Source organism: Cardiobacterium valvarum (assembly GCF_900460955.1).
GTDB classification, from domain to species: domain Bacteria; phylum Pseudomonadota; class Gammaproteobacteria; order Cardiobacteriales; family Cardiobacteriaceae; genus Cardiobacterium; species Cardiobacterium valvarum.
This window is the reverse complement of record NZ_UFUW01000001.1, coordinates 2218007-2231050: the sequence shown is the minus strand read 5'-3', so window position 1 is coordinate 2231050 and position 13044 is coordinate 2218007. Positions and strand designations below refer to the sequence as shown.

7 protein-coding genes and 1 pseudogene are annotated in these 13044 nt (G+C 65.4%); 2 read left to right on the top strand and 6 right to left on the bottom strand.

The window, feature by feature from the left end:
• Window positions 1-38 precede the first annotated feature (38 nt).
• The 5 genes and pseudogenes from DY250_RS10835 to DY250_RS10815 form a co-directional block, all read right to left on the bottom strand.
• Window positions 39-349, bottom strand: a pseudogene (locus DY250_RS10835) (transposase); the annotation flags it as partial.
• 215 nt (window positions 350-564) lie between these two features.
• A complete protein-coding gene (locus DY250_RS10830; RefSeq protein WP_115612298.1) occupies window positions 565-1140 on the bottom strand; it encodes a TerD family protein in 576 nt (191 codons plus the stop codon).
• Window positions 1141-1231: 91 nt separating this feature from the next.
• Window positions 1232-1729 carry a hypothetical protein gene (locus tag DY250_RS10825; protein WP_115612297.1) on the bottom strand — a complete coding sequence of 166 codons (498 nt, stop codon included), beginning with the start codon at window positions 1727-1729 and terminating at the stop codon, window positions 1232-1234.
• 3 nt (window positions 1730-1732) lie between these two features.
• Window positions 1733-2602 (bottom strand): transferrin-binding protein-like solute binding protein, encoded by an 870-nt coding sequence (locus DY250_RS10820; RefSeq protein ID WP_115612296.1) that lies wholly within the window; start codon window positions 2600-2602, stop codon window positions 1733-1735.
• Window positions 2603-2614: 12 nt separating this feature from the next.
• Window positions 2615-4024 (bottom strand): GNAT family N-acetyltransferase, encoded by a 1410-nt coding sequence (locus DY250_RS10815; RefSeq protein ID WP_172542343.1) that lies wholly within the window; start codon window positions 4022-4024, stop codon window positions 2615-2617.
• A 49-nt stretch (window positions 4025-4073) separates the two neighbouring features.
• On the opposite strand from DY250_RS10815, the gene DY250_RS10810 reads away from it, so the two are divergent.
• Window positions 4074-7706, top strand: coding sequence for a UvrD-helicase domain-containing protein (locus DY250_RS10810; RefSeq protein WP_172542341.1), 3633 nt, complete (start codon window positions 4074-4076; stop codon window positions 7704-7706).
• Complete coding sequence (gene recD / locus DY250_RS10805) at window positions 7703-9736, top strand: exodeoxyribonuclease V subunit alpha (protein ID WP_245951113.1); 2034 nt, start codon at window positions 7703-7705, stop codon at window positions 9734-9736. Before DY250_RS10810 ends, recD begins: the two co-directional genes overlap by 4 nt.
• A gap of 232 nt (window positions 9737-9968) precedes the next feature.
• Here the strand turns inward: recD and DY250_RS10800 are convergent, their stop codons facing one another.
• On the bottom strand, window positions 9969-13043 hold the full coding sequence (locus DY250_RS10800) for an efflux RND transporter permease subunit (RefSeq protein WP_115612293.1): 3075 nt from the start codon (window positions 13041-13043) through the stop codon (window positions 9969-9971).
• Window position 13044 lies beyond the last annotated feature (1 nt).

Genomic DNA, 13044 nt, shown 5'->3' with positions numbered 1-13044 from the left:
GGCGTCCGCGTCGGTTTTTTCTTGCCCTTAGAACGTGTTTATAGTCTTCGTGGCAGGACTCCCAAGAAAGCCAAAACCACCATTTGCAGACGGGTACTCAGCTTACGCCCGCAGTTTTTCCAAAGTCGCCTGTGTTCTTTTCCAGCCAGGAAAAACTGCGCCCTACCACCCACCGCTTCGGCAATACCACAAAACGGTGCAATCCGTTTCGTTTGGCAATCCCTACCCCCGCACCCATCAACTCCTGTACCGACAACGCAAATGCTCTGCCTGTGTAGCCACCGTCGGCAAGGAATTTTTGTACCGCGCCAAGATGATTCCGCTCACGTTCCAATGCCATCAGGCAGCCTTTTCCCATGGCTGCAGAGATTATGAACACGTTCTGAGAAAACCCGCTACGGCGGTTTTTCTCTGCACACAAAAAAGCTGCCCGCAGGCAGCTTTGGCTATGGAATACCAATCAGGAATCAAGCTGAGAAGGCGGCGCGGCGAAGACAGTACAGATAGTACGGAGAGACGCGCCAACACACTCAGATTATTTTCTGGGATTGGCAGAAAGAGGAATCAGATATTGACGCCGTAATTCTTCGCCAGCGGGCCGAGGCCGCCCTTGAAGCCCTGACCGATGGCCTTGAATTTCCATTCGCCGTTGTGGCGGTAGATTTCGCCGAAGATCATCGCGGTTTCGACAGAGGCATCTTCGGAGAGGTCGAAGCGGGCAACTTCGGTGTTGTTGTCCTGGTTGACACAGCGGATGAAGGCGCTTGACACCTGGCCGAAGTTCTGACCGCGCGCTTCGGCGTCGTGGATGGTAACGGTGATGGCGATTTTTTCGACATCCGCCGGGACTTTGTTCAGCTCGACAATGATGGCTTCATCGTCGCCTTCGCCTTCACCGGTGCGGTTGTCACCGGTGTGGGCGACGCTGCCGTCGGCAGATTTCGGCTGGTTATAGAAGATGAAATCGGCGTCACTACGGACTTTGCCGTTGGCACCGAGGAGGAAGGCGCTGCCGTCCAGGTCGAAATCGGCGCCGTCGGTGACGCGTACGTCCCAGCCGAGTCCGATGAGCATTTTTTGCATGCCGGGGGCTTCTTTGCTCAGGCTGACGTTGCCGCCTTTTTGCAGGCTGATGGCCATAAGGATTCTCCTGTGAATTGGGGGAAATAGGGGTGCAGCGGGGCTGCGCAGGCGATTATATAAGAAACCCCGCCGGAGGCGGGGTTCGGCGTTATTTCGTCGCCGCGATCCACGCTTCGAGTTGTGCGATGGCGGGCGCGATCTGCGGATGTTCCGACCAGCTTTCGTCCACCGGCGCGCCGGGGCCGGCTTCGTGGTCGGCATTGTCGAGGTAGAGCGCGGCGATGGCGGTGGCGGTCGCGGCACTGGTATCCGTTTGCAGGCCGCGCCAGTAGTCGAGTGCGCTGGCGAAGGCGAGGTTTTTCGGCGCGACGTTGTCGGCGGGGTAGTCGTCGCCGAGGGCGGCGGCGACTTGATCGAGACTGTCAAGTTCGGCACCGATGCGGCGTTCGTTCCAGTCCTGCTCGCGTACGAGCAGGCGCAGGCGGCGGTAGTGCGGCTGTTCGATGGTGAGTTCCTGGGCGACTTCTTCGTCGCGCACCTGGGTTTCCAGCGCGGTGATGACTTTGCGCGCGAAGCGTTCCAGCGCGACTTTGCCGTGCTCTTGCAGTTGGGCGTGCAGATGGTCGAGGGTGTCCTGATAGTTCATGGTTTACTCGCGGTTGGCGCCGAAGACGGCGGTGGTTTCGGGATGGTTCTGGCGGTTGACGGCAGTCGGCAGGCTGAACTGGCCGACGAGGTGTTGCGCATTCGGCCCGGCGAAGGTGGCGTCCAATACGCCACCGCTGTACGGCACGGATTTTTCCAGGCTGCGGTCGTTGTAGTGGACGTTACCGCTGACGCTGTTCCCGGCGATGGTGCCCTGCACGTCCAGCGCCTGCCCGCCGACCGCCGAGAGGCCGCGCACGTTGCCGCTGACGGCGCGGCTGCCGAAATCAACAGCGAGGCGGATTTGCCCGTCTTCGTTATCGCGGTAGATGACGTTGCCAGCGTAGCTGGCCGTGCCATGGCGTGGCATGGCGGCGGTGGGCGTCGGTTGCAGGACGTGGAAATGGCGGTAGCGGTCGCCGCTCGCGTGGAAGCTGCCGAAGGTGGCGTAGGAGAGGTTGCGGTAGAGCAGGGCGGCACCGCCGTGTGTCCGGGCGCGGAAGGCGCCGTTGCCGCCGTTGAAGGTGTAGGGGCTGTCGCGGTCAACCGTCGCGATGCAGCTGCGGCAGACGCTGCTTTCCGGGAAATAGCGCATCACGCCGTCGCCATCGACGCGCGCCGTCGTCACGCGAAAGCCGTTCAGGCGGCGCCACTGCGCACCGGGCGTCGTTGTGCCGCCGTCGCCGCCGATATTGCCGGGCGGCACGAAGGCGCCGCCACCACTGCCGCTGTTGCCGTTATGACGCTGCTGGCCGTTGTGGTAGGTGTTGACGGTGAAGCCGGGGCCGTTGATGGACACGGCAACATCGCTGCTGCCGCAGGCGGCGAGCAGCAGGATGGGCATGAGCGCACACAATCCGTTGAGAAAACGCATAAAAAACCTCCCTTACAAAAATCTCATTGTAGCGCACAGACGCAAACTCGTCGGGCGCAGGCCGCGCCCGTCTGCCGCCCGCCACACCTCGCGGAAACCGAGCGCCTGCCAGAATGCCGCCAGTTCCGCGCTGTAGCCGTAACTCACCCCCAGCGGCGCGGGGCAGGCCGTCTGCGCCGCCTGAATCAGCGCCGTGGCGATGCCTTGCCGCCGCAGGGCAGGATGCACGGCGATGCGGCTGATACGCGCCCAGGGACGGTTGAAACGCGCTTCCTCGGTGCGGGCGAGCAACTGCTGCAACAGCAGCCGCCCTTGCGGTCGCCGCTCGCCGCGCAACACTGCCGCCGCGAGATCCTCCGGCAACGGCGATTCCAATAAAATCGACAGCACCCCCGCCACCCGCGCACCGTCGGCGGCGACAAACAGCATCTGTTGCGGCAAATCCAGCAGACGTTTCAAATCCTCCGGCGTGGTGCGGTAATGCGCGGCGAAGAGCAGGGCAAACACCGCCCGTAACAAGGCTTCATCCGCCGCCAGTTCTGCCCGCCCGACCTGACGAATCTGCCACGAAGTCGGCGCCTCCCCCAGCACCGGTTGCAACAAAAACGCCGCATCCAGCACCGCTTCCAGCGCGTCGCCATGCGCGAAACGCCACGCCTGCCGCTCAACGATGACCTCCGCACCATCACGCGCGACGAGCTGCGGCAGCACCTGCAAGGAAAACACCCGCCCGTGTCCCTCATAGCCGTCCTCACTGGCGGCGAGCGCATAGCGCGGGAAACGCGCCGTCAGTGCCAAGAGCTGCGCGGGCGGCACGGCAGAGGCCTCATCGACCAGCAAAAAATCCACTTGTGGTGCACGGAAGAGTGCGTCATCCGGCGAGAGGAAAAAAACGTTATCCATATCCGCCAGCAGCTGTTGCAAGCGGGTGAGATTGCTGCGAAACGGTGCCACCACCAGTAGCCGTTTATCCGCCCCCAGCCAGCGTGCCTTCGCCGCTAAGCGTGACGACTTGCCACGTCCGCGCCGCCCGACGAACACCTGCGGCCCCTCGCTGAACTGCACTGTCTCCGCTTCCGGCGCGGTATCCGCTGCCGCCGTCTCCCTTGAAGCGAAGCGGCGCAGGCGGGCATTAAAAAAATCCGCGCAGCCGTCGGTGGGGACGCCAAAATCGAGCAGGCGGCGGTGATCAGGGTCGCCGTCCGGATAGGCGGGCGGCAAGTACAGGTGCAGGTCGTGCCCATCCGTGACCGTTCCCGCCAGCGCGGTAAACGCGTTGGGGAACAAACCGCCGCTGGCGTCATAGCACAATCCATCGCGCGACTGCCCCAAATAGCGGCGAAAATCGCGCAAGGCCAGATCGCGCCCGAATACCCCGTGCTTGGGCAAATCCCCCGCTTCGACCAGCCGCAAACGCCGCATAATGCCTCCTCCCATAATGACTGACTGGCAATGCTATCATCCCGCCCCTATGAACACCCCTCCCGCCCTCACCCTGCCCCTGCGTGGCCGCGCCCTCATCGAAGCCTCTGCCGGCACCGGCAAAACCTGGACGCTCACCGGCATCATCCTGCGCCTGCTGCTCGAAACCGCTATCGCCCCGCGCGACATCATCGCCACCACCTTCACCCGCAAAGCCGCCGCCGAAATGCAGCACCGCGTGCGCGACCGCCTGGACACCCTGCGCGAGCGCCTCAAAAACATCGCCGACGCCTACCTGACGGATCAAACCCTGCTGGATGACGACGACGCCCTCGCTGCCCGCCTCGGCGCACAGCTTGACCGCGCGGGCGAAACCGACCCCATCAACCGCCACCTCATCCTCGCCCCCGTGCGCGAACGCGGCCTGGACGGCCTCATCCACCTCTACCGCCGCATCGAAGACACCCGCATCGCCCTGGACGAACTCACCATCGGCACCCTCGACAGCATCTGCCAGCGCTGGCTCATCGAAAACGCGCTGGAAACCGGCAGCGACGAACACCTGCAAATCAACGAACACAGCAGCGCCAACCTCGACACCATCCACGACCACCTGCGCCGCATCCGCCACGAACTCGCCCAGGCCCACCCTGCCGAATACGCCCGCCTCATCGCTGGTGGCGGCCTGCACGACAGCAACGCCTACCTGGGCGCTGTTGCTGCCGCGACCCGCTACAACGAAGCCGCCATCACCCCCGTCGCCCCGCCGGACGCAGCCGACAGCGCCGCTGCCCGTGCCGCCCTGAGCGACCTCGACCCCACCCTCATCGCCGACTGGCAGACACTCACCGACAGCGACGCACTCCTCGCCGCCACCCGCAAAGACGCCGCCTGGAAAAAACACCGCGCCGCCCTGCCCGCGCTTATCGCCCAACTGCGCGACAACCGCCCGCTGGACGATGCCAGCACCGCCCTCGCAGCCGGCATCCTCGACCCCAAATTCAACAAAGGCCACGACGCCCTCGCCGCCCGCTACCACGACCACCCGCTCACCACCCTGCTGCGCGCCGCCCTTGCCCACCAGCACGACCACGACACCCTCGATGCCGCTGCGACCGCCGCCCTTATCACCGCCGTCCGTGCCGAACTGCCCGCCGCCCGCGAACAACGCGGCGAAACCACCTTCAACGACAAAATCACCCGCCTGAACCGCGCCCTGGAAGGCCCGCACGGTGCCGCACTCGCCCGCTACCTCACCCACCGCTACCCCGTCATGCTGGTGGACGAATCCCAGGACCTCAACCACGACCAGGCGCGCCTGCTCGAAAACACCTACCTGCGCGACGACACCGCGCCGCCACGCAGCTTCCTCCTCCTCGTCGGCGACCCCAAACAGGCCATCTACGGCTTTCGCGGTGGCGACGTCGCCAACTACAACCGCCTCAAACAGCACATCGCCCCCGCCGACCGCCACCAGCTCCTCACCAACCACCGCAGCGCCGCCAACCTCATCGCCGCGCACAACGAACACTACACCCATCACAACAACGACCGCCTCGGCGACAACATCCACTACCACCCCGCCAGCGCCGCCAACCTGAAAAACCGCATCGTTGACCACCACGGCAACCCCATCGCTGCCCCCCTCATCTGGATGGACAGCGGCCAGAACCAGGACGAAGAAACCGACAAAATCGCCGCCCTCACCGCACAACTCCTCGCCGCAACCTCACCCTACGCGCGGCGCAACGACGACGGCAGCCTGAGCCGCATCCGCCCGCGCGACATCCAAATCCTCATGCGCAGCAACAACGGCCTCGTCACCCTGCAACAAAAACTGCACCGGCACGGCATCGACAGCGAACTCCAGCACGAACAAAACCTCTTTACCGGCAGCGTCGCCCGCGCCTTTGCCGACCTGCTCGCCGCCATCCGCGACCCCGAAAACAGCGCCCACCACAACCGCCTCCTCTCCGGCCCCTACTACAACAAAACCCAGGCCGACCTCGATCACCTCGCCGCCATCGAACAAGGCGAAAACGAAGCAGCAGCAGACGAATACACCCTCGCCGACCTGCGCGCCGCCCTGAACCGCGCCCGCGCCCAATGGCAAAGCGGCGGCCTGCTCGCTGCCCTCACCCCGCTGCTTGACCACCCCAAACACAGCATCTGGCAAACCCTCGCCGCCGCCCCCTACCCCGACAACCACCGCCACCTCCTCGACCTGCGCCACATCCAGCAACTGCTCGCCGAACGCCCGCCCGAACAAAACCCCGCCCATTACAGCCGCTGGTGGCAACGCCAACTCGCCGACCCGCCCCAGGCCGACTGGGCCACCGTGCCGCCGCTGCCCGGCACAAATGCCGTACAACTCCTCACCATCCACAAAGCCAAAGGCCTGCAAGCGCCCATCGTCATCCTCGCTCCTGGCGGCAGCGGCAAAGGCGGCAACCGCGACAGCGGCGTCCGCCTCTACCCCGTGCGCGACGGCGACCGCCTCAGCCTCAGCCCGTGCAAACCCGAAGGCGCCGCCAAAACAGAAAACGAACGCCACGAAGACGAAGAAAACCGCCGCCTGCACTACGTCGGCATCACCCGCGCCGAAGACCTGCTCATCATCGCCAAACGCCATAAAAGCCCCGCCAAACCCAGCGAAGCCCTCTACCAAAGCCAGACAGAAAGCCCGCACAGCCAAATCCTGCCGGAAGGCGTCAGCCTCAGCCAGCACGAACGCGTCCTGCCTGCCGCCGTCGCAGAAACACCCGCCGCCGCGCCAAACAGCGAAGCCGAACCCTGGCCGCGCAAACACTACTACGGCTGGCAGCGCACCAGCTTCACCGCCCTCAGCCGCGACACCGACAACCACACCGCCATCGACCTCGCCGACTACGCCGTTGCCGAACCCCGCGACAACGCAGCGGAGCCCCCCCCCGACGACGCCGACATCCGCTACACCTTCCCGCGCGGCCCGGCGGCGGGAAGCTACCTGCACGCCATCCTCGAACACACCCACGGCGACCGCCGCGCCGACTGGCGGCAAACCCTCAGCCGCCACGCCGCCGAATGGCAAATCCCGCTGGATGACGCCGGCCTCAGCGCCTGCGAACAATGGCTGGCGGACATCTACGCCGCGCAGTGCCCGCAAAGCGGCATCAGCCTCGCGGCAAGCAAACGCGGCGCCCACCGCAGCGAATACAGCTTCAGCCTCGCCCTCGACGACCGCGATCCGGCCAACATCGACCGCATTGACGCCCTCTTCACCGCCTGCGGCCTCCCCCTCGGCCTCAAAAAAAACCACAAACACTACCGCTACCTGCGCGGCGAAATCGACCACCTCTACCAGCACGGCGGGCGCTACTACATCCTCGACTACAAATCGAACCACCTCGGCGACAGCCCCGCCGCCTACAACGCCGCCGCGCTCAAACAGGCGATGGACGACCACCACTACTGGCTGCAAGCGGCCATCTACCAGGTGGCGCTGCACCGCCTGCTGCAAACACGCCTGCCCGATTACGACCCCGAAACCCACCTCGGCGGCGTCGAATACCTCTACCTGCGCGGCGTGGACAGCACCGACCGCGCAAACGGCGGTCTCGGCCACCGCTACCCGACCGACTTCATCCTCGCGCTTGACCGCGAATTCGGCTACCAGAACCCCTACCCGCGCCAAACCGCATGAACGCACTCGCCCACTACCTCGCCGCCCGGCACGGTTGCCCCGAACACGGCGACAGCCTCGCCGTCCTCCTCACTGCCCTGCAAAACGCACACGAAAACGGCGACACCCTGACCATCCTCAAAGACAACACCGCAGCAAATGCCCCACCCGTAACCGATAGCAGCACCAAAACCCCTCCCCCGGCGGACAGCGGCACAGCAAAAGCTCCTTCCCTAGCAGATAGCGGCGCAGAAAAAACCCCTTCCCCGGCGGACAGCGGCACAGCAAAAGCTCCTTCCCTTGCAGATAGCGACGCAGAAAAAGCCCCTCCTCCGGCGGACAGCGGCACAGCGAAAGTCCCTTTCCTAGCAGATAGCGGCACAGTAAAAGCCCCTCCCCCGGCGGACAGCGGCACAGCAAAAGCTCCTTCCCTAGCAAATAGCGGCACAGAAAAAGCCCCTCCCCCCATGGGGGAGGGGTTGGGGTGGGGGTTAAAACAAACCACCCATACCATCACCGCCGCCATCCTTGCAACCCTCGCCGCGCATGGCCTCATCGGCGACGGCAGCCGCCCCACGCCGCTGGTGCTGCATGGTGACCGCCTTTGGTACTACCGCAACTACCAGAACGAAGCCCGCCTCGCCGCCGCCATCCATGCGCGCCTTGCCACAGACGGACAAAGTGCCGATGCGGCAGCACCCACCGCCGACCCCAACCTGCGCCCGGAACAACAGCACGCCGTCGCCCTCGCCCGGCGGTGCCGCCTCACCCTCATCAACGGCGGCCCCGGCACCGGCAAAACCCACACCCTTGCCCACCTCATCGCGGCCGAACTGCACGAACACCCCGCACGCCGCATTGCCCTTGCCGCGCCGACCGGCAAAGCGGCAAACCGCATGGAAGAAAGCCTGGCGCGCGCCACCGCCGCACTTCCCACCGCTGCGCAAGAAGCCGTCCGCCGTGCCACCGGCCGCGCCCGCACCCTGCACCGCCTGCTCGGCATCGGCACGAACGGCATTCCCCAATACCACGCCGCGCGCCATCTGCCCTACGACGACATCATCATCGACGAAGCCTCCATGCTCCCGCTCGAACTCGCCGCCGCCCTCTTTGCCGCCACCGCCCCGGACACCCGCCTCATCCTCCTCGGCGACGCCGACCAGCTCGCCGCCGTCGAACCCGGCGCCATCCTGCACGACCTCAGCCATCACCCCGCCCTGCAAGCGCATCGCATCACCCTGCACGAAAGCGCGCGTTTCACCGCTGACAGCGGTATCGGCCGGCTCGCTGCCATCCTCGGCAGCGGCGAGACACGCGGCGCGCGCCTTGTTGCTGCGCTCGAAGCGATGACGGCAGATTTCCCCCCTTCCCACCGCGACGAAGCACAACAGTACGACACACCGCAAGAAACACCCGCCATCCACTGGCAGCCCACACCCGGCGCCGACACCTACCGCGACCTCCTTGTGCCCTATGGCGACTACCTCGCCCTGCTGCAAAACCTCGCTGCCGACCCGCAAACACTGCTCGCTGCCTACGACCAGTACCGCATCCTCTGCGCGGGACACCACGGCGCGCTCGGCACAGCGCGCATCAACGCCGCGCTGCGCCTCATGCACCAGCGCGCGCACCACCTAGACACCACGCACAACCACTACCACGGCCTGCCGCTGATGATCCTCGCCAACGACCACCGCCAGCAACTCTACAACGGCGATACCGGCATCTGCCTCGACAGCCCGCACGGCCTGCAACTGCACCTGCCCGGCCGCGAGGCGGTGCCGCTCGCCCGCCTCAATCCGGCAAACCTCACCGATGCTTATGCCCTCACCATCCACAAATCGCAAGGCTCCGAATATGCGCGCGTGGCGCTGGCCCTGGACGCGCACAGCGAACGCCTGCTCAGCCGCGAACTGCTCTACACCGGCATCACCCGCAGCAAAGGCGCGCTTGACCTCTACGCCGATGCCGCGACCCTCAGCCACGCCGCCGACACCCCGACCCAACGCAGCACCGGCCTCGCCTGGCACCTCAGCCGCCAAGCGGGATAAATCCTGGTTTTGTATTCCCCCTTCCGGCCTGCGGCCACCTTCCCGGGTACCCATGAAAAAAATGCGAGCATTTTTTTCATGGGAGTCCCGTCCCCCGCAAGCGGGGGAAGGGATCCTTTCCGTGCAAGATTTGGGGTTTGGCGCGTGCCAAGCGGGGTAAACACTGGGTTTGTGGGAAGGGCAGGGCGCCAAGCGGGATAAACGCTGGGTTTGCGGGATGTTTCCCTTATTCCTACGCATCTGCCGCTTCTGCGGCGGCGCGGTCAGCGGCGGTGACGCTGGTCAGGCGGGCGAGGCGTGGGGCGAGCCAGTGGCGCAGGTCGTCCAGCAGGCTGTAGGTGACGGGGACAAAGATGAGGCTCAGGGCGGTCGAAACGATCAGGCCGCCGATGACGGCGACGGCCATCGGGGCGCGGAAGGCTGCGCCGCTGCCTCCGGCGAGTACTGCCGGCACCATGCCCGCCACCATGGCGATGGTGGTCATGATGATGGGGCGCGCCCGTTCGGCTCCGGCCTGGACGAGGGCGGTCGCGCGCGGCATGCCGTGGCGGCGGTTTTCGATGACGAAGTCCACCAGCAGGATGCTGTTTTTGGTGACGATGCTCATCAGCATGAGGATGCCGATGACGGAGGAGAGGTCCAGCGCGGCGCCGTAGGCGAGGAGTGCGCCCAGCGCCCCGCCTAGTGATAGCGGCAGGGCGGTGAGGATGGTGACGGGTTGGAGGATGTCGCGGAAGAGCAGGACGAGCACGAGGTACACCATCAGAACGCCAAAGCCCATCGCCAGGCCGAATTGTTCGAACATTTCGTTCATGTATTCGCTGTCGCCGTATTCGGGGTTATGGATGCCCGCAGGCAGGTTTTGCATGATGGGCAGGGTATTCACGGCGTCCAGCACGCTGCCGATGGTGTAGCCGTCTTTGAGGTCGGCTTCGACGCTGATGCGCCGTTCGCGGTCGAAGCGGCTGATGGTGGCGCTGCCGCTCGCAGTGTAGAGGGTGGCGATGGTGTGCAGCGGCACGCTGCCGTTTGCCGCAGGCACGCGCAGGTTTTGTAGTTGTGTCGGGTCGCGGCGCACGCTCTCGGGCAGGATGGTGCGGATGGTGATTTGCCGGTCATGCAGGTTGTGGCGGGCGGATTCGCTGTCGCTGCTGCCGAGGGTGGCGAGGCGGAGCAGGTCGCCGACGGCTTGCGGGGTGACGCCGAGGCGGGCGGCTTCTTGCGGGTTGAGGCGCACGCGCTGTTCGGTTTTCGGCAGGGGTTCGTTGGTCTGGATGTTGGCGATGCCTGCCACGTTTTGTATTTGTTGTTTGAGGGTGTGTGCGGTTGTGCTGAGGGCGGCGGGGTCCTGGCCGGTGAGGATGATGTTGATGTCGCGCTGGGCTTCTTCGTTTTTGAAGGCGAAGCGGATGTCGGGGATGGCGGCGAGGTCGTCGCGCAGTTGTTGTTCGAAGGCGCGCAGGCTTTGTGTGCGCGCCTGGTGGGGGCGCAGGCGGATGAGGATTTCGCCTTTGGCGGTGTCGCCGCCTGTTCCGGCGATGGTGTAGGTGTGGGCGACGGCGGGGTAGCGGTTGGTGATGTCGCTCAGGTGGCGCAGGGTGGCGTCGGTTTGGGCGAGGGTGCTGCCCGGCGGCAGGTTGATGTTGAGTTGGCTGAAGCCGGTGTCGGCGCGCGGCATGAAGCCGGTGGGCAGGAGTGGCAGGAGTTGCCAGGAGGCGGCGAGGATGAGGGCGGCGGCGCTCAGGGTGGTTTTGCGGTGGCGCAGTGTCCATTCGAGTAAGCGCAGGTAGGCGCGCATGAGGCAGCTTTGCGGTTTGTGGTGGTGGTTGCTGCCGGCCGGTGCGAGCAGGTAGGCGGCGAGTAGGGGGGTGGCGAGGCGCGCGGTGAGGAGTGAGGCGAGGACGGCGGCGGAGACGGTGGTGCCGAATTGGCTGAAGTATTGGCCGATCATGCCGCCGGTGAAGCTGACGGGCAGGAAGACGGCGACGATGGTGCCGGTGATGGCGATGACGGCGAAGCCAATGGCGTCGGCGGCGTCTATGGCGGCCTGGTAGGGCCGTTTGCCGAGCATGAGGTGTTTGTCGATGTTTTCGATTTCGACGATGGCGTCGTCCACCAGGATGCCGATGACGAGGGTCAGGCCGAGCAGGGTGACGCTGTTCAGGGTGTAGCCGCTGAGTTGCATGACGAGGAAGGCAGGCAGGATGGAGAGCGGCAGGGCGATGGCGGCCACAAGGGTCGCGCGCCAGTCGCGCAGGAAGAGGTAAACGACGAGGACGGTGAGCACTGCGCCTTCGATCAGGGTGTCGATGGCGGTGTGGTAGTTTTCGCGGGTGGCGTCCACGCTGCTGTGTACTTGGCGGATGCGGATGTGCGGGTTTTCGGCTTGCAGGGCGGCCACGGTTTGTTCGACGCCGCTGGCGACGGCGGTGTCGCTGGTGCCTTTGCTGCGGTAAACGCTGAAGCCGACGACTTCCCGCCCGTTCAGGCGGGCGCGGCTGCGGATTTCGCCGTGGCCGTCGCGGATGTCGGCGAGTTCGCCCAGGGGCACGCGGCGGCCGTCATTGAGGGCGATGGGGGTAGCGGCGAGGGCGGTGATATCGGCGGCGCTGCCCGGTACGCGCAGGCTGCGTTCGCTGTCGTCGGTGGTGAGGCGTCCGGCGGGGATATCGACGTTGGTCTGCACCAGTTGGCTGTTGATTTGCGCGGCGCTGATGCCCAGGGATTCGAGGCGTTCGGGGCGCAGGGTGACGGTGATTTCCCGCTTGCTGCCGCCGCTGCGCGTGACTTGCTGCACGCCGGAGACGGCCAGCAGGCGGCGGCTGACGGTGTCATCGATGAACCACGACAGTGCCGCCGTGTCCATGTCCGGCGATTCGAGGGCGTAGTAGGCAAGCGCGCCGCCTTCGACGTCCACCCGCTCGATGAGCGGTTCGTCGATGCCGGCGGGCAGGTCGGCGCGGATTTGTGCAATGGCGTTGCGCACGTCGTTCATGGCGCGGTCGGTATCGACGTGCAGTTGGAATTCTACGGTGGTGGTGGAGAGGCTGTCGCTGATTTCCGAGGTGATGTGGCGCACGCCCGCCATGCCTACCACGGCGCTTTCCACGCGGCGGGTGACGGCGTTTTCCAGTTCGTCCGGCGCGGCGCCGCTGCGGCTGATGCTGATGTTGATGATGGGGAAGCTGACGTTCGGATTGGCATTGACCGGCAGGCGCTGGAAGGACACCGCGCCCAGCACGGACAGGAGCAGGAAGAGGACGATGGTCGGGATGGGGCGACGGATGGCCCAGGATGATAGCTGCATT